The following is a 22,877-nucleotide window of genomic DNA, read 5'->3' on the forward strand; positions in this document are numbered from 1 at the left end:
CCTCTCCTTCCAGGAGAGGGTTCCCGCGTTTTGCTGGTCGAGGGCGCAGGGCCGCTCACCGCTTCAGGTTGACGATGACCACTCCGGCCAGCGCCATGGCACCGCCGATCAGGCCGAGCGTCGTCGGGATCTCGCCGAGCCAGAAGAAGCTGATCAGCATCGCCGCCGGCGGCACGCAGTACTGGAAGTTGGCGGCGCGGGCGGCTGGCAGGCGCGACAGGGTGATCGCCCAGGTGCCGTAAGCAACGACGCTCGAGACCAAAGCGAGCCAGACCACGGACCAGATCGCCTGCGCCGGGGCTGCCGGCAATTGCTCCAGCGCGCCGGGCAGGAAGGGCGTGAGCGCAAGCCCGCCGAGCGCCATGTTCCAGGCCGCGACGGTGAGCGGCTTGTGGCGGGCGAAGAGCGGCTTTTGCACCACGGTCGAGACCGAGTTGCACAGGGCGGCGCCAAGGATCAGCAGGACGCTGACGCCGATATTGAGGTCGAGCCCATTGCCGAGCGCGATCACGCCGATGCCGGCGAAGGCGAGTGCCGTGCCGAGCCAGGCGATCAGGCTGAAGCGCTCGTTCAGGACCAGCATGGCGAGCGCCGCCGTCATGATCGGGTTGGTGTTGATGATGAAGCTCGCCGCGCCCGCCGGCACGACGCGCTGGCCGAGATTGAGGAAGATCGCATAGAGCGCGATGAAGACGATGCCGCCGGTGAGGAAGCGCCAGATGTCGGCGCGCTCGGGCAGCTTCGGACGCATCACGATCAGGAAGAGCGCTGCGAAGATGCCGGCGATGGCAAAGCGCAGGGCCGCGAGTTCGAGCGCGCCGAAGCCGGCAAGGCCGGCCCGGATCGCGGGGAAGGAGGAGGCCCAGGCGATCACGGTGAAGGGGATGGTGAAGAGCAGCATGGCATCGAGGGTGGAGCCGGGCCGGGTGGGCGCGGCGGAGGATACGGTTGTCATGATGAGCCCCTTTCGGGCGAATGACGGTTCGCCCCGATAGACGCCTCGGCGAGCTGATTGACAAACGAGTAATTCGATGGCGAGCTGTGAGCATGGATCACAGCTCGCCACTTCCGCCATTGGACACTCTGCGCGCCTTCGAGGCCGCCGCCCGCTCCGGCAGCTTCTCGGCCGCGGCCGAGGCGCTGAACCTCACCCATGGCGCGATCTCGCGGCAGGTCGCCAAGCTCGAGCACTGGCTGGGCTTGCGCGTCTTCGAGCGCCAGGCGCGCGGGGTCGCGCTGACGCCGGAGGGGCAGCGCCTGTTCCAGCGCACGCAGGAGGCCTTCCAGGTCTTCGCCGACTCATCCGACCGCTGGAGCGAGCCGCGCGGGGCGGCAGTGGTGCGCTTCAGCGCGACGCCTTCCGTCTGCTCGCTCTGGCTGATGCCGCGCTGGCAGCGCCTCGAGAGCGGCGATCCCGCCGTGCGGATCATGCTGCAGGTCGACCATCGCAAGGTCGACCTTGAAGAGGAGGGTATCGACCTCGCCATTCGCTGCGGCCGCGGCGGCACGCCGGGGCGGGTCTCGGTGCAGCTCTTCGAGGAATGGTGCTATCCCGTCGCCTCGCCGGAGCTGGCGAAGGCGATCGGCGACGGCAAGCCGGAGCGCTTCCTCGACCAGCCGCTGATCCATGACTCGGACGCCGCCGGCTGGCGCGCCTGGTTCAATGCGCAGGGGCTCGATTTCCGGCCGCGCCAGCAGGACCGGCGCTTCGAGGATTACAACCTCGTTCTCGACGCCGCCGCCTCAGGGCTCGGCGTGGCGCTGTCGCGCCCGCCTTTGGCGCAGGCGCAGGTCGATGCCGGGCGGATCGCCAGGGTCGACCAGCGCACCGCGCTCAACCCGGTCTCCTATTGGCTCGACCGGCCGATGGGCCAGCCGCGCCCGGCGGCGGTGGCGCTGGCGACTAGGATCGCGACCGAGGCGGGCCTGCCGGCGGCCAAGCTGGCGGGCTTCCTGCGGCAGGAGGCGAAGGCGGCGTAAAGGGCGTGCGATGCGCCACCGATCGATGTGAACACCCGTTCATACCTTAATTGACGCGGGTTGCATCGGAGCCTCATCTTTCTCGCAGGGGTTGAGATTACGGGGCGCGCGATGCCGAAGCTGGGGCTGTTCTACCGGGGCCAGGTCGACGACGAAGATATCTTCACGACGGTCTATGACGGCACGAGATGGGCGGGTGACACCAACATCGCCAGCCAGCGAGGCGGCATCAGCCCGAGAACATGGGATCCACCCGCCGCCTGCCTGCACAATAATCGCCTGTGCCTGGTTTATGCCACCCGAGGTGATGGCGACCTCTATATGTCGCTCTACGATGGCTCCACCTGGTATGGTAACGAGAAAATCGGCTCCATCGAGGGGGAAGTCAGCCCGAGTTCCGTCCGGGGCCCAGCACTGATCACATACAACAACACATTGTACTTGATCTATATTAGCGGAGGAGCCGACCATGCCCTGCGCTGGTCCCGGTTCGACGGTAGGCGCTGGCAGGGCGATGAGGCGATTGTCACGGTAGCCGGCAGCACACTGAAATCGAACAGATCACCAGCAGCGGTCGTCTTCAACGACAAGCTCTATCTGATCTACAGGGGCGCGAGCGTCACCTCCGACAAGCTGTATATCGCCTGGTTCGACGGCCAGAGCTGGAACGGCGATACGTCAATCGGCGATCAACCCGGTGGGGTCGATCCCTGGTCCGACGAGGCTCCCACCGCGGCGGTGTTCAACGACAAGCTCGTCCTCGTCTACAAGGGGGCGACAGTACCGAACCTTTATATCTCGCGCTTCGACGGCAGCAGCTGGTCGGGAGACGTCGAATTGTCCGACGAGCCCGGCGGCCTCGATGCCAAGAGCGATGCGGGCCCGAGAGTGCTGGTCTTCGAAAACAAGCTCTGGCTCATCTATTGCGGGCACCGTAATCGCTCGTTCTTCGTATCCTGTTTCGATGGCGCCACCTGGTCCGGCGATGTGGCCGTCTCGAACCAGGCGGGCAATGTCGATCCCGAATCGGATGCGGGTCCCGCTCTTTCGCTGATGCCGTTTCCAAATCCGGTGGTGAATGTCCGCGACGTGCCTCAGGGCAGGGTCATGGATATGCGCACGAAGCCGATGCCGGCGGCGGTGTATCATGCTGAAAAGACCGGGATGGTGATGGTCAAGACGGGTCCGGAGGCGGTGACTGCGCCTGGCCTGGGTGGCGATCAGCCATCACCGATTCTCGACCCCTTGATCAGCGACATCAGCCTGATGGGGACGCATGACAGCGCTGCGATCAATCCTTGGCTGCGGACGTTCTACGCTTGCCACAACATGACGGTCACGGAGCAGCTTACGGCCGGCGTTCGTGTGCTCGACGTCAGGTTGAAGGTGAAGAAGTCGGGATCCGCCTTCGCGTTCGGAACCTGCCATGGCGCAATCGGCCTTGGCTTCGCGGCGAATGAATATCAGTCGTTCGAGTCGCTTTTGGACGAGTGCAAGGCATTCCTGTCACGGCAGCGCACGGAATTTCTGGTCATGTCGCTCAAGATCGACGACTGGAACGGCTTCGATTCAGGGCGCGATGGACCTGCCGTCTTTGACGCGCTGCGCGCGCTGCTCCAGGACTATCCGGTCATCACCAACAAATCCGCCATCCCCCATCTCAGCGAGGCGATGGGGAAGATTTACCTGCTCAACCGCATCAATGGCGAGCTCTCGCTCGGCGTGCCGATAGGCTGGCCCGACAACACCAACGGCACCTGGTTGCCGCGCACCAGCGACCGCGAGTTCGATGTCTACGTCCAGGACCGTTACAAGGGGCTGCCGGTTATCGCGGGTCCGGAGAAGTTCCGGCTCTTTGTCGACGCGGTCGGACAGTCCCGCCAGCGCGGCCAGATGCTGATCAATTTCGGCAGCGCGACCTATTTCGGCGTCGGCGGTATCAACATTCACCGCGGACTTCTGCGCCATCTCGGCGTGACGGCCAACCGGCCTTCCTTCTTCGGCTGGTCGTTGTTCGACTATGTCGACCTCGCCTACCCGACCAGCGTCTATCCCGCACTCACCTGCACTCAAATGATCAATGCGGCGACCTCCAATTATCGGGATTTCCCGAGTGGCTATGTCGTCTACACCGACGGACGCAATGAACAATTGTGACCGGGAAGAAGAGCCGGCGAGGTGACTTAACTGCCGCGCGTGCCTTGCTCCGCGAGTTCCGGCGCGAGATGGGTGCCCCGGTCGGCGCCGGCGCGCATCGTGCTCCGCACGTCGCGATCTCCGGTCTCGTCGAGATGCGCCCGCATCTCCTCGGCCAGGGCGAAGAAGCGGTCGCGCACCGGCCGCGCATGGGGGTTGGCCTGCTCGATCGCCATGAAGACGCCGGGGCTGTCATGGCGCACCATCTCGGTCGCGCGCATCAAGAGGTCGAAGCTCGCCGTGGTCATCCGGCGCGGCAGAGGCTCCATCCTGACCAGGATCTTGGCGATGAGATGAGTCAGGCCCTGGACCAGCGCCGCCTCGCGATCATGCGCCTCCGGCGTCGTCATGATGACCTTGAGCCCGAGCACGCGGCGCAGGAAGGCGGCGATGCGCCAGGCGCTGGCGCCGCGGATCGGGCAGATCGCGATCTTGAGGCCGGCAATGCCGTCGCGCCCGCTCTGCGGGCCAAAGAGCGGATGCGTGCCGACGATCTCGACGTCATCGGGCAGCTCGGCCAGCATGGTCATGGCCGGGCCGATCTTGACCGAGCCGACATCGACGACGATCGCCCCGGCATGCAGATGCGGCCGCAAGGCGGCGATCGCCTCGGAGAGGGCGGAAACCGGCACGGCGAGGATGACGATGTCGCAGGCGGCGATCTCGGCCGGATCGGCGGCGATGATGCCGCCCGCGGCTGCGTCGGCCGGCAGTGCCGGATCGAATGCCAGCAGGCGGCAATGCGGCTTGAGATGGCGGGCGATCAGGCGGCCGAAGGCGCCAAAGCCCATCAGGCCGACGGAAGGATTGATTTTGTTCGGGATAAGCATCGCGTGGTCCTCGGGAGGGGCCGCGATGCCGGGTGACTGCCTGATTTCAACCGCCAGCGCGGCGGTTGAGCATGGGAGTGCGACCGCCTTCTATGAGGACGGCGCGTAATAGTTGCGGGCGAGGCAGGTCGCTTGGTTCATGCTTGGCTTCAAGCGCAAGCAGTCCGGGCTGTCAACCGCAGCTTCATCTTGGGCAGTTGTTCTCGCGCTCGCGCCGCTGGATGTCGGCGATATCGGCGCGGTTGCGCGCCGTCAGCGGCAGGTCGGCGACATTGTCGTATTTGCAGCCCGCATTGTCGCCGAACGCCTTCCTGGCTCGCTCTGTCTTGAAGCAGTAACCGGCCTCGAAATAGATCGCATTGCGCTCCCCCCAGAGTTCGTCACAGGGGAACGCTGCCATCGCCGGCTGGTGCAGCAACGCGAAAGCCAGGCAGGCTGCCGGAAGGCGCGGCATCAGGCCGCCTTCTTCGCCTTCTCCGCTTCCATCAGCTCGACGAAGCGGGTGAAGAGATAGTGGCTGTCCTGCGGGCCGGGCGAGGCCTCGGGATGGTGCTGGACGCTGAAGGCCGGGCGGTCGTTCAGGGCGATGCCGCAATTGCTGCCATCGAAGAGCGAGACATGGGTCTCGGTCGCGTTGGCCGGCAGCGTCGCCGGGTCGACGGCAAAGCCGTGGTTCATCGAGACGATCTCGACCTTGCCGGTGGTCTTGTCCTGAACCGGATGATTGGCGCCGTGATGGCCCTGCTTCATCTTCAGGGTCTGGCCGCCGATCGCGAGCGCCAGCATCTGGTGGCCGAGGCAGATGCCGAAGGTCGGGATCTTCCTGTCCAGCAACTCCCGGATCACCGGCACGGCATATTCGCCGGTTGCGGCCGGGTCGCCCGGGCCGTTCGACAGGAAGACGCCGTCGGGATTGAGCGCGAGGATGTCCTTGGCTGATGCGGTCGAGGGCACGACCTCGACCTCGCAGCCGGCCTTGGCCAGCAGGCGCAGGATGTTGCGCTTGACGCCGTAATCGATGGCGACGACGCGATGCGCCGCACTCTCGCGCTTGCCGTAGCCGCGCGGCCACTGCCAGGGCGTCTCGTCCCAGTCATAGCGCTGGGTCGCGGCGACGAGCGGGACGAGGTCGAGCCCGGCCATGTCGGGCAGGGCAGCGGCCTCTTTCTTCAGGCGCTCGATGTCGAAATTGCCGGCCGGGTCATGGGCGATGACCGCGTTGGGCATGCCGTTCTCGCGGATCAGCGTGGTCAGCGCCCGGGTGTCGACGCCGCAGATGCCGACGATGTTGCGGGCCTTGAGCCAGGCATCGAGATGCTTGGCGGCGCGCCAGTTTGAGGGCTGCGTGACCTCGGCATGCAGCACGATGCCGCGCACGCCGGAGGAGGCGGCGGCGTTCACCGTCTCGGTGTCCTCCTCGTTGACGCCGACATTGCCGATATGCGGGAAGGTGAAGGTGATGATCTGCCCGGCATAGGACGGGTCGGTCAGGATCTCCTGATAGCCGGTCATCGCCGTGTTGAAGCAGACCTCGCCGGGCGCCTGCGCGATCGCGCCGAGGCCGAAGCCTTCGAGCACGGTACCGTCGGCGAGTACCAGCACGGCGGTCGCGCGCGGCTCGCTCCAGCCTTCTTGCCCGCCTTGCGCGGCGGGGTTTCCTTCGTGAGCGGTCATGTCTATGTCTCGTCCAGGCCGCTGGAAGCTGCGGCAAGCGTGAAGGCTGCGCGCGGGTGGCGCTGCCGGTCTGGAGCGCGAGCCTTAATCAGGCGCCCGCGCCCCGTCAATGAATGAAGAAGGTTTGCAACATCATGTCCAACCTGCGTGAGCAGTTCACCGCCGACCTCAAGACCGCGATGAAGGCCGGCGAGAAGGGCAAGGTCTCGACCATCCGCCTCGTCCAGGCGGCGCTGAAGGACAAGGACATCGAGGCGCGCGGGGCCGGCAAGGGCGAGGCGACGCCGGACGAAATCCTCGCTCTGCTGCAGAAGATGATCAAGCAGCGCCAGGAATCGATCGCGATCTACGACGCCAACAGCCGGCCGGAACTGGCTGACGGTGAGCGCGCCGAGGTCGCGGTGATCTCCGCCTATCTGCCGGCACAGATGAGCGACGAGGAGATCAAGGCTGCGATCGAAGAGGTCATCGCCGAAACCGGCGCGGCCTCCGTCAAGGACATGGGCAAGGTGATCGGCGCGCTGCGCGGCGCCTATGCCGGCCAGATGGATTTCGCCAAGGTCTCACCTATGGTAAAGCAGCTGCTCGGCGGCTGATCAGCCGGAGCGGCGGCGCTCGGTCGACTTCGTCTTCGCGCGCTGCTTCGAGGCCGACATGTATGAACGCAGGACGGCGTTGATTCGCTTCTGGTAGCCGGTGCCGCCGCGCTTGAAGAAATCCAGCACGTCCTCGTCGAGCCGGATGGAGATCGGCTGCTTGCGCGCGGGCCGCGTTATCTCGACCTGCGACCAGTCGATGTCGAGCAGCCCGTCCCAATCGGGATCGGAACGTGCGGCCTGCTCGATCTCCTCATCGCTGAGTGCGTCGACGTGTGTCCAATCGGTGCGGTCTTTCACGCGTTCGAGACGGCCGTCCTCATGCTCGACGATGTAAGAGTTATCGTCGAGTTCGGCGATGAAAGTTACGATGTGTTCTCGTTCCATCGGTTGCGCTCTTCGCGTCTGGCTGCGCGGGCCGAGATGATCCGGATCCGCTGGTCGCGCACTGTATAGATTACGGCGATTAGCCGACCCTCCACTCGCCCGATCAGGACACACCGCTGTTCAGCGTGCGGGCCTTGTGAGCGATATTCAAAGCCGTTCACATCGCTGAACGCCTTAAAGGCGATACCGTGCTTGCGAATATTGGTGGCGTTCTTGTCGTAGTTCCATTCAAATCGCGTTTCGGACGCTTCCATGGCTGTGACGCTCGCTGCCGGTCAGATCGATGATTCTGTTCATCGGGCTTCTCCTGTTTGAGCGCGGCATGATCGCGACCGCGGCGGATTACCGCCTTTGCAGCAGGTGGCTCATGCTTGCTGCAACGCCGTAACTGTATATACGATTGTATCGTTGTCAACGGTAGAGACTTCGGCTGCGGAGAGTCGATCCGCGAGCGCAGTTTTTTGCTAAATTGAGGGGTCAGCGTTTTAGCAAGGGAGGAGGCCGATGCCGAAACCTATGATCGCCATCCTGGCGCTCGGCCTCGCCTTGCAAGGCCCGGCAGCTCTCGCTCAGTCTAAGGGCTGGAGCACCGGCTACCAGATGGGTACGTCCTATGCCGGGGTGAGCGGCGCCGATGGGACGCGGCTCACCTTCTATTGCGGGGATGCGGCAGCTGCTCGTGCCAACCCGGCGATTGCGAGCGGCCCCTATCTGATGGCCGTCCTGCCCAAGACGCAGCTAAAAGACGCCTTGCCGTCGGCGATCGAGATCGTGGCTGACGGCAAGGCGACGCGCGTGCCGGTCAAGGCCCAGTCAGGCATGGACGAGGTCGAACTGACCTGGACGCCAAGTCGCGACTTTGGTCTTTCGGAGATGCAGCTGGTGGTGGTGAGCCTGCGCGAGGCGACGCGGATTGAATTGCGCGCCGCCGAGGCCTCGGTCCTGCTGCCGACGGAGGGCGTGGCGACGGCCCTGGCGGACGATCCGCTGCGCTGTCCGTGAGCAGCCTTGGCGCTGCCGCCCTATTCCGACAGTCGGGCACGCTCCTGCCTCACATCGCCAGCGGGGTCCGCTATCACGGCGCTGTGGAAAGGGCAGATAAGAGTGGGCGCGCTGCGATCGGTGATTGGCACAAGCTCTCCGCATCGCCAGATAGGAAGCCATGAAGTTCCCGCCCTCCGTCCTTGAGGAGATCAAGGCGCGGCTGCCAGTCTCGGCGGTCGTGGGCAAACGCGTGCGCCTCGCCAAGGCAGGGCGCGAATGGAAGGGGCTCTCGCCCTTCAATGCCGAAAAGACGCCGTCCTTCTTCGTCAACGACCAGAAGGGCTCCTTCTTCGATTTCTCCTCCGGCAAGAACGGCGACATCTTCAAATTCGTGATGGAGACCGAAGGGCTCTCCTTTCCGGAAGCGGTCGAGAAGCTCGCCTCGGAAGCCGGGGTCGCCTTGCCGAAAGTCTCTTTCGAGACGCAGGTGCAGGAGGAGAAGCGCAAGGGGCTCCACGAGGTCGTCGAGCTCGCGGCGCGCTTCTTCGAGGCCGAGCTGCAATCCGAGCGCGGCGGGCTGGCGCGGCGCTATCTTTCCGGGCGCGGGCTGGAAGCGCAGGCGCGCCAGCTCTTCCGCATGGGCTATGCCCCGCCCGACCGCTTCTCGCTGCGCGACCATCTCGCCGGCAAGGGCGTCGGCGCCGATGCGATGATGGAGACCGGGCTCCTGGTGCATGGCGAGGAGATCGCCGTGCCCTATGACCGCTTCCGCGACCGGATCATGTTCCCGATCCACGATGCGCGCGGCCGGGTCGTCGCCTTCGGCGGCCGGGCGATGAGCGCCGATGTCCCTGCCAAGTACTTGAATTCGCCAGAGACGCCGCTCTTCCACAAGGGCGCGCTGCTGTTCAACCACCACAATGCCCGCAAAGCTGCGCACGACACCGGCCAGGTGATCGTGGTCGAGGGCTATGTCGACGTCATCGCCATGACGCTGGCCGGCTTCCCGCAAGTGGTGGCGCCGCTCGGCACGGCGTTGACGGAAGACCAGCTCGGATTGCTATGGCGCATGGCCGAGGAGCCGGTGATCTGCCTCGACGGCGACAAGGCCGGCCGCAAGGCGGCGGGCAGGGCGATCGATCTGGCGCTGCCGATGCTGGAGCCGGGCAAATCGCTCTCCTTCGCGCTGCTGCCGGAAGGGCAGGACCCGGACGATCTCGCCCGCTCGGGTGGCAAGCAGGCGGTTGCCGAGGTGATCGGATCGGCAAAGCCACTGGTCGATATGCTCTGGGCGCGCGAGTTCGAGGCGAGCCAGCTCGATACACCCGAGCGGCGCGCTGCCTTCGAGCGCAGGGTGAAAGAACCGCTCGGCCTGATCCGCGACGAGGCGACGCGCCGGCATTACCGCCGCGAGATCGACGAGCGCGTCGGCCAGCTCTTTGCCCCGGCGCCGCAGCAGGAGCGTTTCGAGGGGCGCCGGCAGAGTGGGTTCGGCGGCAATGCGCGCGGCGGGCGCGGTTTTCAGCGCGGCCCGGAGAGGCAGCCGCTGTCGCAGGTGCGCGCGAGCCCGCAGCTCACCAATTCAGCGATGCTGCAGCGCCGGCATGGCGAAAACCCCCGCGAGGCCTTCATTCTGCTGGCGCTGGCGAGCCATGCGGATCTGGTCATGCGCTGTGTCGACGAGATCGCCGAGCTCGCGCTCGACGGGTTGGCGGCCGAGCGTTTCCGCCAGGCGCTGCTAGAAGCGGCCTTCGACGGCAGCTTCGACCAGGAGGCCTTCGGGCGCAGGCTGGAGCAGACCCGGGTGGCCGAGGCGAGGGCGGCGTTGCTCGCCGTCACCCAGCCGGCCGAGCGGCTGAAACTCTTGCAAACGGCTGATCTGGAATCGGTTTTTGATTCGATTCGTCAGGCTCTCGTCTTGCATCATCGCGCACGAACGCTACATAGCGAGCTGAAGGCAGCCGAACGCGCATTGGCTGACGAACCAACGGAAGCCAATTTCGCCTGGATGAAGGACGTCAAGGCCCGCCTCGAAGCAGTCGAGGGGACCGAGGCCAATCCCGAGGACTGACCAGGCTGGCTGCTTTGCTCGTTCGTCGGCAGATCCGGGGTGACTTTCGAGATGGTGCACGATTCATCAACGATGGTCGGCGCTATCTGTGACGGATGAGTAGGTTGGGGTGCGCGGCAGCAACGGCAGCCGCGGCGCCCTTTTCTGCGTCGGAGCGGCTGCATCCGACGCGCAAGATGGCGGAGCGCTGATTTATGGCGACCAAAGTGAGCGAGCGGGACAAGTCCGAAGCGGGTTCCCCCGAAGCGCCCCCGAGCACGGACAGCCCCCTGCTGGATCTCACCGATCAGGCCGTCAAGCGGATGATCAAGCTCGCCAAGAAGCGCGGCTATGTCACCTATGACGAATTGAACGAGGTTCTGCCGTCGGAGGAGTTCTCCTCCGAGCAGATCGAGGACGTGCTCGGCCAGCTCAGCGAGCAGGGCATCAACGTCGTCGACAACGAAGATCCGGAAGCTGCCGGCGAGGAGCGGGCGGCGCGCGGCAAGGAAGGCGAAGAGGACGAGCCCGAAGGCGGCGACATGGTCGAGGCGCAGCGCTCGGCGCTGCCGGTCGAGACCAAGCGCAATCTCGAGCCGACCGAGCGCACCGACGATCCAGTGCGGATGTATCTGCGCGAGATGGGCTCGGTCGAGCTGCTCTCGCGCGAGGGCGAAATCGCGATCGCCAAGCGTATCGAGGCTGGCCGCGAGGCGATGATCGCGGGCCTCTGCGAGAGCCCGCTGACCTTCCAGGCGATCATCATCTGGCGCGACGAATTGATGGAGGGCAAGGTCCTCCTGCGCGACATCATCGACCTCGAAGCGACCTATGCCGGCCCCGACGGCAAGAATCCGGACCAGCTGCCGGGCGAGGGTGAGGAGCCGGCCGAGGCCGAGGAGGCTACACCCGAGGGCGAGACCCCGCCCGAGGGCATGGACGACGACGACATGGAGAACAACGTGTCGCTCTCGGCCATGGAAGCCGAGCTGAAGCCGCGCGTGCTCGAAACCTTCGACTCGATCGCCAGCAACTACACCAAGCTGCGCCGCCTGCAGGATCAGGACATCGCCAACCGGCTGGAGAACACCAAGCTCTCGCCGTCGCAGGACCGCAAATACAAGAAGCTGAAGGACGACATCATCACAGCGGTGAAGTCGCTTTCGCTCAACAACAACCGCATCGAGGCGCTGGTCGAGCAGCTCTACGACATCAACAAGCGGTTGATTTCGCATGAAACGAGACTTCTCCGTCTGGCCGAGAGCTATGGCGTTGGCCGCGAAGACTTCCTGAAGCAGCATATCGGCGCTGAGCTCGACCCGAAATGGCTGCTGCGCGTCTCCAAGCTCGGCTCGCGCGGTTGGAGGGAGTTCGTCGCGCAGGAGAAGGAGCGCATCCGCGAATTGCGCGAGGACGTGCATACCCTGGCGTCAGAGACCGGCCTGGAGATCCAGGAGTTCCGCAAGATCGTGCTGATGGTCCAGAAGGGCGAGCGCGAGGCCAGGCAGGCGAAGAAGGAGATGATCGAGGCCAATTTGCGCCTCGTGATCTCGATCGCCAAGAAGTACACCAATCGCGGCCTGCAGTTCCTCGACCTGATCCAGGAGGGCAATATCGGCCTGATGAAGGCGGTCGACAAGTTCGAGTACCGCCGGGGCTACAAGTTCTCGACCTACGCGACCTGGTGGATCCGCCAGGCGATCACCCGCTCGATCGCCGACCAGGCCCGCACGATCCGCATCCCGGTGCACATGATCGAGACGATCAACAAGATCGTCCGGACCTCGCGCCAGATGCTGCACGAGATCGGCCGCGAGCCGACCCCGGAGGAGCTGGCCGAGAAGTTGGCCATGCCGCTGGAGAAGGTGCGCAAGGTCCTGAAGATCGCCAAGGAGCCGATCTCGCTCGAGACGCCGATCGGCGACGAGGAAGATTCGCATCTCGGCGACTTCATCGAGGACAAGAACGCGATCCTGCCGATCGACGCGGCGATCCAGTCGAATCTGCGCGAGACCACGACGCGTGTGCTCGCCTCGCTCACCCCGCGCGAGGAGCGCGTGCTGCGCATGCGCTTCGGCATCGGCATGAACACCGACCACACCCTCGAAGAGGTCGGCCAGCAGTTCAGCGTCACCCGCGAGCGCATCCGCCAGATCGAGGCGAAGGCGCTGCGCAAGCTCAAGCACCCGAGCAGGAGCCGGAAGCTCAGGAGCTTCCTGGACAATTGAGAACCCGGAAGGTCCGGAGAGATTCAAAAGGGCGGCGTGAGCCGCCCTTTTTTGTTGCGGAGATCACCCCGCCGGCGCGACGAGCATTGCGGTGAGCCGACGGGCCATCGGCAACGCCAGCAGCAGGACCGGGAAAGCGATCAGCCAGCTTAGGCCCCAGGCGCCGGGCCAGCCTTGCAGGAAGGCCGGCGTCGGGCCGAGGACACGCAGCGTCGAGATGCCCGAGACGATCAGGGTCATCAGGCCCGACAGGATCAACGGGGTGACGAGCGCGCCATAGCGCGCCGGCAATTTGCGGGAACGAGTCATGGGAACATCCGTAAGGACAGGCCGCGCCGTCATGGCCTCATTGCATCCTGGCGGCACTTAAAGCCGAGGGATGCGTTGCCTGACGTGAGACGCTTACGGCCGTCCAAAAAGGGACGCGCGGGGCTCACCTAGGTCGGCGGCGAGCAGGAGGCAAGCAGAATCTGCTCAGTCCGCCACAGTTCTGCTAAGGTCACCGCGAGGATGGTGATCTTTGCTTTTGGAGGAGCGCGCATGACCGGCATCCCTGATCCCGCCCAGATCGAAGCCGCCCAGGTGGCGGTGCAGGCGGAAGTCGAGAAGGAAGCACAGAAGCAATCGGGTTCGGTCACAGATGTGCTCGGCAGCGCCGCCGACATCGCCGGGAATGTCATGTTCGAAGGGGTCGGCGAGGTGGTCTACGCTGCAGTCGGGACTGTGGCCGAAGGCGTGGGCACCGTCGCGGTCGCGACCGGCGAGGCGGTCGTCACGGTGATCGGCGGCATCTTCGAGGGGCTGGGCTAGCAAGGCGTGCGCGACCGCGATATCGATGCGGCTCCGGCAGCGTCGCTGGAGCTGGAGTGAAGCATGTCCCTCGAATTCCTGCTGACCTCGCTGATCATCGTCGCTTCGCCCGGGACGGGCGCGATCTACACCATCGCCGCCGGGCTGACGCGCGGGGCCAAGGCCAGCGTGCTCGCCTCCTTCGCCTGCACGCTCGGCATCGTGCCGCATCTGCTCGCCGCGATGATGGGCCTCGCGGCCCTGCTGCACGCCAGCGCGCTCGCCTTCGAGATCGTCAAATATGCCGGTGTCGCCTATCTGCTCTGGATGGCCTGGCAGACGCTGAAGGAGCAGGGTGCGCTCAGTGTCGAGACCAAGGCCGACAAGCGTTCGGCCTGGCGCGTGCTGGTCGACGGCATCGCGATCAACGTGCTCAATCCGAAGCTCTCGATCTTCTTCGTCGCCTTCCTGCCGCAGTTCATCGCCGCCAATGAGGCGAGCCCGATGGCGCGCATGCTGGAACTCTCGGGCGTGTTCATGGCGATGACCTTCATCGTCTTCGCGCTCTACGGCCTGTTCGCAGCGGCGATGCGCGACAAGGTGGTGACGCGGCCCAAGGTCATGGCGTGGCTCCGGCGCACCTTTGCGGCTGCCTTTGTCGCACTGGGCGCCAAGCTGGCGCTGACCGAGCGCTGATGGCAGGTAAACAGACCTGCCTCGCGATCGAAACGCGCGGGACGGGGCTTTACGAATTCACCGACGCCGTCGCCCGCTTCGTGCGCGAGGCGGCGGTCGATCTCGGCCTGTTGACGCTGTTCGTGCGCCATACCTCCTGCTCGCTGCTGATCCAGGAGAATGCCGATCCGGACGTCAGGCGCGACCTTGCCGCTTTCTTCACCCGGCTCGTGCCGCCGGCTGACGATCCGGCGATGGCTTATCCCACCCATCGTGCCGAGGGGCCGGACGACATGCCGGCCCATATCAAGGCGGCGGTGCTGCCGGTCTCGCTCTCGATCCCGGTGAGCGGCGGCCGGCTGGCGCTCGGCACCTGGCAGGGCATCTACCTGTTCGAGCATCGCACCAGCCCGCATCGGCGCGAGGTCGTGCTGCATCTCGCCTGAGCTGTCAGCCGCCGGTGGGTGGGACGAGCAACCGCATGAACGTGCCGTAGCATTCGTGCAGGTCGTCCGGCGACAGGCCGAGATCGAGCTGCTGGAAACCGATGAAGGCGGCGTATTCGACGCGGGCCAGAGCGACGGCCTCGCTGGGCGTGAAGCGCCCGCTCTCGCTATGGAGTTTCTCAAGATAGCCGATGCGCTCGCGGTCGACCTCGGCGCAGATTGCTGCGACGCTGGCATCGAGCTGGGCGAGGCGTCGCACGCCCTGCTCGATGCGAATGTCGAGGGCCAGCGCCATCCGGTCGAGCGCGATCAGCCTGTCCTGCGCCGCTCCGCCCTTGTCGGCCTCCTGCATCAGGTGGAGCGTATGGGTCTCGCGCCAATGCAAGGCGAGCGCGGCGAGATAGGCCTCGATCGCCGGAAAATGCGCGTAGAACGAGCCCTTGGTCTTGCCAGCGCGACGGCAGAGCGCCTCGATCGTCAGCCCGGCCGGTCCTTGCTCGGCGAGCGCGGTGAGGCCGAGCGCGAGCCAGTCGGCCCGGCGGAAGCGCGGGGGAGGGAGAGTTACTGCCACAGGCCGATCGCACCGCTTACGGTGATCGCTGCGAACAGCGCCCATTGCGGGAAATGCGCGATCCGCAGGCGGAACAGGCCGACCATTGCGAGGCTCCAGAGGCAAAACAGCGCGGCGCCGACCGTCGCGAACAATGCGAGGTCGCGGCTGCCAAGGCCGACCGCGACGAGGCCGAAAGCGAGTGCCAGTGCAGCGAGCACGATCGTCACCAGATGCCAGCAATAGTACATGGTGAATTTCGGCACGGCATGCAGGCGCTCGGTTGCCAGCAGGGGCGCGGCGACATGCCGGCCACCAAGAATGAGGTGGATCAGCGTGGTGGCAGCGGCAAGCGCGGCGGCGATTGCAAGCCAAGCGTTCATGATGGCCTCCAAAATAGTACCATCTAGTATGGTATTATTTCGAGCTGAAGTGCAAGGCTGCTGATGTGGGGAGGCGATATTGGGAAAGGGGACGATTTTCCCGCTCCCGACGGGAACGGCGTAACGCTGCTTTTCCAGCCGACCGGGGGGCTCACCGCCCGGCGTAGTAATCGGGCTCCGGCGGCGGCTCCCAGGACTGCCCGGTGGCGATCAGGCAGCTCACGCCATGTGGCAAGGTCGCGAACAGGGTGAAGGAGCCATTCGGAGCGGCGAAGAGCTCGATCACGTTGCCGTTCGCGGCAAGGCCGTAGCCGATCCTGCGCTCGCCATAGAGTTCGTGCAGTTGTGTCGTCGCCATGCGGCGATCGGCGCAAGGGATACCGGCAGGGGATTGCGCGCGTGCCGTAGCGGACATCAGCGGCAAGGCCAGCAAGATCGGCAGAAGAAGTTTGAGGAAGCGCGTCATAGCTGCTCCTGCGACAGAGCGGGCCAAGAAGAGCGCGAAAGGTGGACGGGCCTCTATTCCGCCCTGTCTTCATGAAACATGGTGATGCTGGCGCCGTTTCGCCAGTGGCCTGTACCGCAGCAGACGCGCAAGCTCGTGCGGCGGGTCGCCATCGCCATTCTTCAGGCTCGCGAGGGATGGCATGGCCCCTTGGCCAAGCGGCCAACATCTGCGCTATACAGCGCGGGTCAGACGGAGCCCGCCATGTCCTTTCTCAAATCCCTGTTCGGTCGCAAGGAAGCCAAGCCGGCCGGCCCCGCCGCGCCGCTGAAGAGCACGGAGTACAAGGGCTTCACCATCCATGCGACGCCGTTCCCCGAGGGCGGGCAGCAGCAGCTTGCAGGCGTGATCGAGAAGGAGATCGACGGCGAAGTGAAAAGCCATCGCTTCATCCGCGCCGATCGTTTCCCTGGAGCCGAGGAGGCGGCGGATTTCGCCATCATCAAGGCCAGGCAGTTGATCGATGAGCAAGACGAACGCCTGTTCAAATAAGGATTTACGAAAGTCTCCGCACAATTGAGAGAATTGTTTCGTTTAGACATGCAAGGCAATTGATTTAAATTTTAATATTCAAGTGAATATCGTTGTTCCGTTGGGATAATCAAAGAATTTGACTTGAATTATACCGGTGTCGTGAATTGTTTCTCGATGAACCGCTTTGGTATTTGGATTGGGCCGCCGGCTGGGTTCCTGCCATTTAAAACTTTATTCGGTTTTTCGGGCTTTGATACCGTCACTTCGCCTGTCGGATCGAGACCGTTTTCATGCCTCCGAAGCCCCCCGGTGATCAGAAGCCGGACACATCCCAGGATATGGGGCCCGGCTCCGGCAACGATAGCTGGTTTCGCGAGCTCGTGGCGCGGTTGCCGATGGCGCTCTACACGACCGACGCCGACGGGCGCGTGACCTATTTCAATGAGGCCGCTGCCCGGCTCGTCGGGCGCGAGCCTGAGCTCGGCCGCGATCGCTGGTGCATCAGTCACAAGCTGTTCCGGGCCGACGGCTCTCCCTTGCCGCTCGAGGACAGTGCAATGGCGGTGGCGCTGCGCGAGGAGCGCGAGGTGCGTGGCGTCGAGGCACTGGCCGAGCGGCCCGATGGCAGCCGCGTGCGCTTCATGCCGCTGCCGACGCCGCTCTACGATGCCGCGGGCAAGCTCACCGGCGCGATCAGTCTGCTCGTCGACGTCACGTCGGGCGCGCAGGCCGGGCCAAGTGCTCCGAGCGACCGCCATCATCTCGCCGAAGATCTCGAGACGGCGATAGCGCAGAAGCAGCTGCATCTGCACTACCAGCCGGTCTTCTCGGCGGCAGGAGTTCTGACCGGCTTCGAGGCTCTGGCGCGCTGGGTGCACCCTGAGCGGGGCGTGGTCCCTCCCTCCGAGTTCATTCCGGCGGCGGAGGAAAGCGGGCTGATCCTGCCGCTGGCGCGGGAGCTGTTGTGCCAGGCCTGCACCGAGGCGGCGACCTGGGAGAAGCCGCTGCGCATCGCCGTCAACGTCTCGCCGTTGCAGTTCCGTCACGGCGACCTGCCGGGGCTGATCGACGAGATCCTGATCGAGACGGGCCTCGAGCCGGAGCGGCTCGAGCTCGAGATCACCGAAGGCGTGATGATCACCGATTTCGATCGCACCATGCTGGTGCTGCACCGGATCAAGGCGCTTGGCGTGCGCATCGCGCTCGACGATTTCGGCACGGGCTATTCCTCGCTCTCCTATCTGCACATGTTCCCGCTCTCGACGCTGAAGATCGATCGCAGCTTCGTCGCCAATCTCGGCGTCGCCTCGGAGGCGGCGGCGATCACGCGCGCGGTGATCGCGCTCGGCCATGCGCTCGACATCGAGGTGGTGGCGGAAGGCGTCGAGACGCGCGAGCAGCTCGACTTCCTGATCGACGAGGGCTGCAACTACATGCAGGGCTACATGCTCGGGCGCCCGCTCCCCGCCGAGCAATATGCCGACCTGACCGGGCGCAAGGGCTGAACTAGCCCCTCCTGGCGCTTGTTCGCAATTCAGCCAGCAGGGCCTTGCCGCTCCAGTTCTGTCTTCCGCCGCTCGCTTCGGCTGCATGGACGAGCGCGACGAGCCGCTCGTTCGCCGGCGCCCGCTGGCCGAGCCGCTCAGCGAGGCGGACTATCTCGCCATTGATCCAGTCGACCTCGGTCGGGCGGCCTGCGGTCAGGTCGTCGGCCATGGAGGAGCGGGCCAGCGGATCGATCGCCAGCATCCTACGGGCCAAGCGCGTGAAAAGCGCGTCGGGCAGGCGCAGCAGCCACGGAATCCATCGCGCCGGCAGTGGCGTCAGCCGGGCGGGCACGATCCCGGCCTGCGAGAGCAGCTCGAGCGCCTCGGCTTGAGCGAGCGCAAGGCAGCGGCGATAGTCGCGCTGCCCGAGCTCCTGCTGCAATGGCAGGCCGGAGAGGGCGTTGACGGCATTGTTGAGGTTGAAGAGCAGCTTGGCCCATTGCACCGGCAGCATCTCGCGATGCCGGCGCAGGGCGAAGCCGGCACGGGCGAAATCGGCGAGAAAAGGGGCCAGCTCGGCTGCGTCCTCGACCTCGGGCTTGCCTTCCGAAGCCTGATGAAAGGCGCCGGGGCCGCGCCTGACCACGTTGAACGGCACCATGCCGGCGAGCACGGTGCGGCCGGGCAGGGCGGCGCGTAGCGTATCGGCATTGCCGAGGCCGTTCTGGAAGCTGATCACGACCGCATCTGGCCGAATTACAGCCGCAAGCTCTGCCGCGGCCTGTGCGGTGGCACCCGATTTCACCGTGACGAGGACGAGACTGGCGGTCGCTGCTGCGTTCGGATCGGCCCCGAATGCGATGGCATCCGGCGCAACCTGCCAATCGCCGCCGGCATAGTGCGTCAACGTCAGGCCATGCGCCCGGAGCTCATCGCCAACGCCGCGGCGGCCAACAAAGCCGACCTCGGCGCCGCCGGCGGCGAGCCGTCCGCCGAGATAACAGCCGATCGATCCGGCGCCGTAGATGCAGATCCTCGCCATCACGCTCCCGGGGACAAGGCGCACAGCATGCCGGGCGGGCCGCTTCAATGGCAAGCGCTGAGGGCAAAGTGGCGCGATGCACCCACATCCGCGCTGCACCGCCCCGGCGCCCGCGCGCTTGTGGCGGCGTTCAACGCTGCCTAATGCTCGGGCAGAGAGAAGATCGTTCTCCGTCGGGCTCGCGAGGAAACATGGACGCCCAGGACGCGCGCTATGCGCCGGATTCGCCCTATGCCTGGTTCAGGCTGGCGCTTGCCCTGCTGATCGGGACGGTGGCCTGCGTCGGCTCGTGGTCGGCCGTGGTGGTGGTGACGGCGGTGCAGCGGGAGTTCGGCGTCATGCGCGCCGATGCCTCGTTGCCCTACACCTTCGCCATGATCGGCTTCGGCATCGGCAACATCGTCATGGGGCGCCTGGTCGATCGCTTCGGCATCATGTGGCCGATCGTGCTCGGCGCATGCTTGCTGGCCGCCGGCTATGCACTGGCATCCATATCCGGCACGCTCTGGCAGTTCACGCTGGCGCATGGCTTCCTGATCGGGCTCGGCGCCGCGACCGGGTTCTCGCCGCTGATCGCCGACCTGTCGCACTGGTTCAAGCGCTATCGCGGCCTCGCCGTCGTCTTCGGGGCGTCGGGCAGCTATCTCGCCGGCATGTTCTGGCCGCAGCTGATCAACTGGGGCGTCGAGACGCATGGCCTGCGCACGACGCATCTGTGGCTCGGCATTGCGGCGTTCGCGGTGATGATGCCGCTGGCGCCGCTGTTCCGACGCCGGCCGAATGCGGCGACCCTGGCGGCGGCCGAGGTGACGAGCGCCGGCGCACGCGGCAGCCTCGGGCTGTCGCCGAACCAGCTGCAGCTGCTGCTGGTCGTGGCGGGCTTCTGCTGCTGCGTCGCGATGTCGATGCCGCAGGTCCATATCGTCGCGTATTGCAGCGATCTCGGCTATGGCGTGGCGCGCGGCGCCGAGATGCTGACGGTGATGATGGCACTCGGCATCGTCAGCCGCGTCGGCTCGGGGTTCGTTGCTGACAAGATCGGCGGCACCGCGACGCTGGCCCTGTCCTCGCTGATGCAGGGCATGGCGCTCTTCCTCTATCTCTGGTTCGACGGGCTGAGCTCGCTCTTCGTCGTCACCGCCATCTTCGGCCTGTTCCAGGGCGGGATCGTGCCGATGTATGCGGTGGCGATCCGCGACTACATGCCGCCGCGCGAGGCGGGGGCGCGCATCGGCGTGGTGATGTCGGCGACGATCTTCGGCATGGCCTTCGGCGGCTGGGTCTCGGGATTGATCTTCGACGCGACCTCGTCCTACCGGCTCGCCTTCCTCAATGGCCTCGCCTGGAACCTGGTCAATCTCGCGATCGTCTGCTGGCTGATGCTGAAGGCGCGACCGAAGCTGGCGGTGGCGTGACACCCACAGCCCTCATCCTGAGGAGCAGACGTCAGGCTGCGTCTTGAAGGATGCTCCAGCTGGTTCTGGAGCCTCCGGAAGCATCCTTCGAGACGCCGCTTCGCGGCTCCTCAGGATGAGGGCTCCACTTGGTCCGGCTCTCGGTCAGGCCGAGGCAGCACCCGGCCGGTAGGTGCCGAAGCACCAGATGTGGCCTTCCGGGTCCTTGCAGATGAAGTCGCGGCTGCCATAGGTCTGATCGCGCGGCTCCATGCAGATTTCGGCGCCGGCCTTGCGGGCGCGCTCGCAGAGCGCATCGATATCGGTCGTCGCGATATAGGGCGAGGCGGTGGTGCCGCCGAGCTCGGCCGGTGTCTGGACGAGCTTGGCGAAGTCGGTGCCCTCGCTCGAGCCGAACATCACGATGCCTTCGCCGAGGCGCAGCTCGGCATGCAGGACCTTGCTGCCATCATCCGAGAGGAAGACGGCGTGCTTCTCGAAGCCGAAGGCCTCGACGAGCCAGTCGACCATCTTGACTGCATCGCGGTAGCGCAGGCTGAAATAGATGGCGGCGGGTTGCGACATGGCTTTCTCCTGTTCGGCGGCCCCAGAGAAGTGGGTGGGATGGTCGCCGTCTTGAACGAATCGGACGTCAGGCCGGCTCCAGAATGTCCCGCGGCCGGCATCGCTGCCGGCCCTCTAAGTTCGCCGAGAGCTCCCGCTCAGAAGCGTCGCGTCCGCATCGTGCCGATGCGGGGATCGCGCAGCATCAGCCGGCCGAAATGAAGGGCCTGCTCAACGGTCTTCGCCGGCACGACAGCGATCTCGGCATCCTCGCCGGACTCGATAATCCGCTTCATCACGAGCTGGTGGGTGTTCGGCTTATGCTTGCTCTCGTCCCACGGAATGAACTGCATGTTGATCGCATCGCGCAGGCTGTCCATGCCGGTGAAGTTCAAGTAGATGCACTCGCCGCGATGATACGTCAGAAAGATGCCGCAATCGGGCAGGGCTTCATCAGTGAAGTGGAGGGTCACTTTGCCGTCCGCGACCTTGGCGGTGGCAGCATGGACGAGGTCGAGTTCGACCGTCTGCTGGTGAGCAGTCATGGTAGGCTCCTTTGGTTCCGAGCAAGCGGCTCAGCGGCGCGTCCGATACGATATCGCAGCGGCATGCGTGTCGACTAGCGGGTCACGTAAAGTATATCAACCAGTATTATTTGCCTGAATACCGAGCCCGCAGCGCCTCGATCGCAATTCGGCATGGACGACCTTGCTTTCTCCTGTTCGGCCGCCCCAGAGAAGCGGGTCGGATGGTCGCCGTCTTGAACGAATCGGACTTCAAGCCGGTTCCAGAATGCCGTCGCGGCCGGCATCGCGCCGCGTCAGCGCCACTGGCGGCAGGCCGCTTAGCGCGGTGAACTCGCGGGTCAGATGAGCCTGGTCGGCATAGCCGGCCTCGTGCGCGATCCCGGCCCAGCTCCGACTGCACGGCATCGCGGCAAGGCGGCGCGCATGCTCGAAACGCTGGATACGGGCGATGGTCTTCGGCCCGGCGCCGGTCTCGCTGGCGAAACGCCGGGTCAGGTGGCGCTCGCTCCAGCCAGTGGTCGCTGCAAGCTCGCGCATGCGGCCCCTGCCGCGCCGCGCTGCCAGCCAGGCGAGGCCGGCGGCGACTTCCGGCGACAGGCTGCGCCCGCGCGCCAGCCTCTGGCCGATGACGCGGTCGAGCAAAGCGAAGCACTCGGCCCAGGACCGGCACTCGCGCAGGCGCGGACCGAGATGGCGCAACTCGCCGAGATCGTCGAGGTCGACGATGCGGCCGGCCATGTCGCGCTGGTCGAGCTGGAAGAAGCCATAGGCGCCGGCCAGGGTGAAATCGACCTGCACACAGGCGGCGAGGCCGGTGGAGGAGACCAGGACGGGGCGGTCGATCAGGCCGGCTGCGAAGCCTTGCGGCGCGGTGCTTTGCCCGCCAGCGACGGACAGCGCGAAGGGTGCGGCGAAGTTGACGATCAGCGGCAAGACGAGCACGGGCACTTCGCGACGCAGGACCGGCTCGGCGCGGTGCTCGCGATAGCCGGTGTAGCCGAGCACGGCGCCCGCCAGATCGCGCCGCGGCGGCGCCCGCACCAGTTCCCAATCCGCCTGCATTGCCGGCCCCGTGGTGTTCGGCCGATAGTGGCCCCTATCGGATGTCGGCTCAAC

The 22,877-nt window shown here is 65.5% G+C and carries 26 protein-coding genes; 12 read left to right on the forward strand and 14 right to left on the reverse strand.

All coding sequences use genetic code 11. The features are described from left to right. Nucleotides 1-55 precede the first annotated feature (55 nt). Nucleotides 56-955, reverse strand: a complete 900-nt coding sequence (locus B6S44_RS23920) for a DMT family transporter (RefSeq protein ID WP_248309738.1) — start codon at nucleotides 953-955, stop codon at nucleotides 56-58. A gap of 92 nt (nucleotides 956-1,047) precedes the next feature. On the opposite strand from B6S44_RS23920, the gene B6S44_RS23925 reads away from it, so the two are divergent. Together B6S44_RS23925 and B6S44_RS23930 are read left to right on the forward strand one after the other, a co-directional pair. Next, complete coding sequence (locus tag B6S44_RS23925) at nucleotides 1,048-1,980, forward strand: LysR substrate-binding domain-containing protein (protein ID WP_129159384.1); 933 nt, start codon at nucleotides 1,048-1,050, stop codon at nucleotides 1,978-1,980. 111 nt (nucleotides 1,981-2,091) lie between these two features. Then, nucleotides 2,092-4,137 carry a hypothetical protein gene (locus B6S44_RS23930; protein WP_129159385.1) on the forward strand — a complete coding sequence of 682 codons (2,046 nt, stop codon included), beginning with the start codon at nucleotides 2,092-2,094 and terminating at the stop codon, nucleotides 4,135-4,137. A 26-nt stretch (nucleotides 4,138-4,163) separates the two neighbouring features. On the opposite strand, the gene B6S44_RS23935 is transcribed toward B6S44_RS23930, so the two are convergent. The 3 genes from B6S44_RS23935 to carA all read right to left on the reverse strand — a co-directional run bounded on the left by B6S44_RS23935 (nucleotide 4,164) and on the right by carA (nucleotide 6,680). Next, entirely contained in the window at nucleotides 4,164-5,006 is an 843-nt protein-coding gene (locus tag B6S44_RS23935) for a prephenate dehydrogenase (RefSeq protein WP_129159386.1), read from the reverse strand. 184 nt (nucleotides 5,007-5,190) lie between these two features. Beyond that, entirely contained in the window at nucleotides 5,191-5,460 is a 270-nt protein-coding gene (locus tag B6S44_RS23940) for a YARHG domain-containing protein (RefSeq protein WP_129159387.1), read from the reverse strand. Then, a complete protein-coding gene (gene carA, locus B6S44_RS23945; protein WP_129159388.1) occupies nucleotides 5,460-6,680 on the reverse strand; it encodes a glutamine-hydrolyzing carbamoyl-phosphate synthase small subunit in 1,221 nt (406 codons plus the stop codon). The genes B6S44_RS23940 and carA overlap by 1 nt, the downstream gene beginning before the upstream one ends. A 134-nt stretch (nucleotides 6,681-6,814) precedes the next feature. Between carA and B6S44_RS23950 the strand changes: the two genes are divergently transcribed. Further along, complete coding sequence (locus tag B6S44_RS23950) at nucleotides 6,815-7,276, forward strand: GatB/YqeY domain-containing protein (RefSeq protein ID WP_129159389.1); 462 nt, start codon at nucleotides 6,815-6,817, stop codon at nucleotides 7,274-7,276. Here B6S44_RS23950 and B6S44_RS23955 read toward each other — a convergent pair whose 3' ends face one another. Beyond that, a complete protein-coding gene (locus B6S44_RS23955) occupies nucleotides 7,277-7,663 on the reverse strand; it encodes a BrnA antitoxin family protein (protein ID WP_129159390.1) in 387 nt (128 codons plus the stop codon). It abuts the gene before it with no gap. Next, the gene (locus tag B6S44_RS23960) at nucleotides 7,642-7,917 is read right to left on the reverse strand and encodes a BrnT family toxin (protein WP_129159391.1); all 276 of its coding nucleotides are present in this window, start codon (nucleotides 7,915-7,917) and stop codon (nucleotides 7,642-7,644) included. The genes B6S44_RS23955 and B6S44_RS23960 overlap by 22 nt, the downstream gene beginning before the upstream one ends. A gap of 250 nt (nucleotides 7,918-8,167) precedes the next feature. Here B6S44_RS23960 and B6S44_RS23965 point away from each other — a divergent pair, with 250 nt between their 5' ends. The 3 genes from B6S44_RS23965 to rpoD all read left to right on the forward strand — a co-directional run bounded on the left by B6S44_RS23965 (nucleotide 8,168) and on the right by rpoD (nucleotide 12,925). Continuing rightward, entirely contained in the window at nucleotides 8,168-8,665 is a 498-nt protein-coding gene (locus B6S44_RS23965) for a hypothetical protein (RefSeq protein WP_129159392.1), read from the forward strand. A gap of 160 nt (nucleotides 8,666-8,825) precedes the next feature. After that, nucleotides 8,826-10,718: a DNA primase gene (dnaG, locus tag B6S44_RS23970; protein WP_129159393.1), complete on the forward strand. Its 1,893-nt coding sequence runs from the start codon at nucleotides 8,826-8,828 to the stop codon at nucleotides 10,716-10,718. Nucleotides 10,719-10,912: 194 nt separating this feature from the next. Next, nucleotides 10,913-12,925, forward strand: a complete 2,013-nt coding sequence (gene rpoD / locus B6S44_RS23975) for an RNA polymerase sigma factor RpoD (RefSeq protein ID WP_129159394.1) — start codon at nucleotides 10,913-10,915, stop codon at nucleotides 12,923-12,925. Between the two features lie 63 nt (nucleotides 12,926-12,988). Here the strand turns inward: rpoD and B6S44_RS23980 are convergent, their stop codons facing one another. After that, entirely contained in the window at nucleotides 12,989-13,234 is a 246-nt protein-coding gene (locus B6S44_RS23980) for a DUF2798 domain-containing protein (RefSeq protein WP_129159395.1), read from the reverse strand. Nucleotides 13,235-13,465: 231 nt separating this feature from the next. On the opposite strand from B6S44_RS23980, the gene B6S44_RS23985 reads away from it, so the two are divergent. From B6S44_RS23985 to B6S44_RS23995, 3 genes are all read left to right on the forward strand, one after another. Continuing rightward, the gene (locus B6S44_RS23985; protein WP_126109468.1) at nucleotides 13,466-13,735 is read left to right on the forward strand and encodes a hypothetical protein; all 270 of its coding nucleotides are present in this window, start codon (nucleotides 13,466-13,468) and stop codon (nucleotides 13,733-13,735) included. Nucleotides 13,736-13,798: 63 nt separating this feature from the next. Then, nucleotides 13,799-14,410, forward strand: a complete 612-nt coding sequence (locus tag B6S44_RS23990) for a LysE family translocator (RefSeq protein ID WP_129159396.1) — start codon at nucleotides 13,799-13,801, stop codon at nucleotides 14,408-14,410. Further along, the gene (locus tag B6S44_RS23995) at nucleotides 14,410-14,835 is read left to right on the forward strand and encodes a secondary thiamine-phosphate synthase enzyme YjbQ (RefSeq protein ID WP_129159397.1); all 426 of its coding nucleotides are present in this window, start codon (nucleotides 14,410-14,412) and stop codon (nucleotides 14,833-14,835) included. The genes B6S44_RS23990 and B6S44_RS23995 overlap by 1 nt, the downstream gene beginning before the upstream one ends. A 4-nt stretch (nucleotides 14,836-14,839) precedes the next feature. Here the strand turns inward: B6S44_RS23995 and B6S44_RS24000 are convergent, their stop codons facing one another. From B6S44_RS24000 to B6S44_RS24010, 3 genes are all read right to left on the reverse strand, one after another. Then, nucleotides 14,840-15,406, reverse strand: a complete 567-nt coding sequence (locus B6S44_RS24000; protein ID WP_164985942.1) for a TetR/AcrR family transcriptional regulator — start codon at nucleotides 15,404-15,406, stop codon at nucleotides 14,840-14,842. After that, nucleotides 15,397-15,768 (reverse strand): hypothetical protein, encoded by a 372-nt coding sequence (locus B6S44_RS24005; RefSeq protein ID WP_129159399.1) that lies wholly within the window; start codon nucleotides 15,766-15,768, stop codon nucleotides 15,397-15,399. The genes B6S44_RS24000 and B6S44_RS24005 overlap by 10 nt, the downstream gene beginning before the upstream one ends. 151 nt (nucleotides 15,769-15,919) lie before the next feature. Next, nucleotides 15,920-16,234 (reverse strand): hypothetical protein, encoded by a 315-nt coding sequence (locus B6S44_RS24010; protein ID WP_129159400.1) that lies wholly within the window; start codon nucleotides 16,232-16,234, stop codon nucleotides 15,920-15,922. A 243-nt stretch (nucleotides 16,235-16,477) separates the two neighbouring features. Here B6S44_RS24010 and B6S44_RS24015 point away from each other — a divergent pair, with 243 nt between their 5' ends. Together B6S44_RS24015 and B6S44_RS30145 are read left to right on the forward strand one after the other, a co-directional pair. Beyond that, the gene (locus B6S44_RS24015; protein WP_129159562.1) at nucleotides 16,478-16,765 is read left to right on the forward strand and encodes an HlyU family transcriptional regulator; all 288 of its coding nucleotides are present in this window, start codon (nucleotides 16,478-16,480) and stop codon (nucleotides 16,763-16,765) included. Nucleotides 16,766-17,037: 272 nt separating this feature from the next. Further along, complete coding sequence (locus B6S44_RS30145) at nucleotides 17,038-18,252, forward strand: putative bifunctional diguanylate cyclase/phosphodiesterase (protein WP_129159401.1); 1,215 nt, start codon at nucleotides 17,038-17,040, stop codon at nucleotides 18,250-18,252. A gap of 1 nt (nucleotide 18,253) precedes the next feature. On the opposite strand, the gene B6S44_RS24025 is transcribed toward B6S44_RS30145, so the two are convergent. Then, complete coding sequence (locus B6S44_RS24025; RefSeq protein ID WP_129159402.1) at nucleotides 18,254-19,276, reverse strand: 2-dehydropantoate 2-reductase; 1,023 nt, start codon at nucleotides 19,274-19,276, stop codon at nucleotides 18,254-18,256. A 191-nt stretch (nucleotides 19,277-19,467) separates the two neighbouring features. Between B6S44_RS24025 and B6S44_RS24030 the strand changes: the two genes are divergently transcribed. Further along, complete coding sequence (locus B6S44_RS24030; RefSeq protein ID WP_129159403.1) at nucleotides 19,468-20,691, forward strand: MFS transporter; 1,224 nt, start codon at nucleotides 19,468-19,470, stop codon at nucleotides 20,689-20,691. A gap of 144 nt (nucleotides 20,692-20,835) precedes the next feature. On the opposite strand, the gene B6S44_RS24035 is transcribed toward B6S44_RS24030, so the two are convergent. The 3 genes from B6S44_RS24035 to B6S44_RS24045 form a co-directional block, all read right to left on the reverse strand. Next, on the reverse strand, nucleotides 20,836-21,255 hold the full coding sequence (locus tag B6S44_RS24035; protein ID WP_129159404.1) for a VOC family protein: 420 nt from the start codon (nucleotides 21,253-21,255) through the stop codon (nucleotides 20,836-20,838). Between the two features lie 137 nt (nucleotides 21,256-21,392). Next, nucleotides 21,393-21,779 carry a hypothetical protein gene (locus B6S44_RS24040; protein ID WP_129159405.1) on the reverse strand — a complete coding sequence of 129 codons (387 nt, stop codon included), beginning with the start codon at nucleotides 21,777-21,779 and terminating at the stop codon, nucleotides 21,393-21,395. Between the two features lie 231 nt (nucleotides 21,780-22,010). Beyond that, a complete protein-coding gene (locus tag B6S44_RS24045; RefSeq protein ID WP_164985943.1) occupies nucleotides 22,011-22,823 on the reverse strand; it encodes a helix-turn-helix transcriptional regulator in 813 nt (270 codons plus the stop codon). Nucleotides 22,824-22,877: the final 54 nt, after the last annotated feature.

It is taken from the genome of Allobosea sp. Tri-44, from assembly GCF_004123845.1.
In the GTDB taxonomy this organism is placed as follows: Bacteria; Pseudomonadota; Alphaproteobacteria; order Rhizobiales; family Beijerinckiaceae; genus Allobosea.